At 64.5% G+C, this 687-nt stretch carries 1 protein-coding gene; it reads left to right on the top strand.

The features are described from left to right. Window positions 1-687, top strand: a 687-nt coding sequence (locus LDO41_RS34155; protein ID WP_223995893.1) for a two-partner secretion domain-containing protein, incomplete at both ends; no start/stop codon positions are given.

The following is a 687-nucleotide window of genomic DNA, read 5'->3' as shown; positions in this document are numbered from 1 at the left end:
CTGGAAGGTCCTCTCAGCGTACTGGGGCCGCGCGCGAACGTGGTGATCGCCAACCCGAACGGCATCAGCGTTGACGGCATGGTCGTCCGCAACGTCGGGAATCTTGCGCTGACCACGGGGCAGGTGTCGTTCAACGACTTCACGGCCAATGGCCAGCTGCACCGCAACCTCGTGTTGAACACGAGCCAGGGCGCGATCGACATCGGTGCGGGCGGATTGTCCGGCACGCTACTGAACCTCGAACTGATCGCCAAGCAGTTGCGCGTGGCCGGCAAGGTCGAGAACACCTTTCAGGATCCCGCTTCGCGAGTGCGCGCGGTGCTCGGCGACAGTCGTGCGGAGATCGATGCAAGCGTCTCGCCCAATGACAACCTGACGCCGTGGATTTCTTACAGCGCGGGCAGCAGCACGGGCACACGGCCTATCGCGCTCGATATCACCGCGGCGGGCAGTCTGATCGGTGGGCGTGTGGAATTGATCGTCACGGATCAGGGCGCGGGCGTGCGCCATGCCGGCGCGGCCTACGCCACGGCGGGCGATTTCGTGATCCAGGGAAATGGCAATCTCGAACTCGCCTCAGGCAGGGTAGAGGCGGCGCGAGACGTGCTGATCGCCATGAAGGACGTCTCGCTGCGCGATGCCGCGCTCAGAGCATCAACTGGTGCCATTCGCATCGATGCACGCGGA

The sequence above is a fragment of the Cupriavidus pampae genome (assembly GCF_914271485.1).
Lineage (GTDB): Bacteria > Pseudomonadota > Gammaproteobacteria > Burkholderiales > Burkholderiaceae > Cupriavidus > Cupriavidus pampae.
The sequence above is the reverse complement of the archived record's forward strand: the minus strand, read 5'-3'. Positions and strand labels throughout refer to the sequence as shown.